Below are 241 nucleotides of genomic sequence, written 5' to 3'. Positions count from 1 at the left end.
CTGATCGGCGGCGTGGCCATCGCCTGGTCGTCGATCGTGTTCCAGACGCTGACGGGCAATCGCATCCTGACGCCGGCCGTCATGGGCTACGAGGCGGTCTACCTGTTGCTGCAATCGCTGCTGGTGCTGGGGCTGGGCGCGCAGAGCCTGGTGCTGTTGGGGGCGCACGGCAACTTCTTCCTGTCCGTGGCGGTGATGCTGGGCTATTCGTGGCTGATCCATCGCGGGCTGTTCAGCCAGC

General features: G+C 66.0%; 1 pseudogene. It reads left to right on the top strand.

Features of this window, described 5'->3' with window-relative positions:
* Positions 1-241, top strand: a pseudogene (locus SB751_RS34665) (iron ABC transporter permease); the annotation flags it as partial.

It is taken from the genome of Cupriavidus sp. SIMBA_020 (assembly GCF_046535395.1).
Classification (GTDB): Bacteria; Pseudomonadota; Gammaproteobacteria; order Burkholderiales; family Burkholderiaceae; genus Cupriavidus; species Cupriavidus campinensis.
This window is presented reverse-complemented; position numbering and strand designations above follow the sequence as displayed.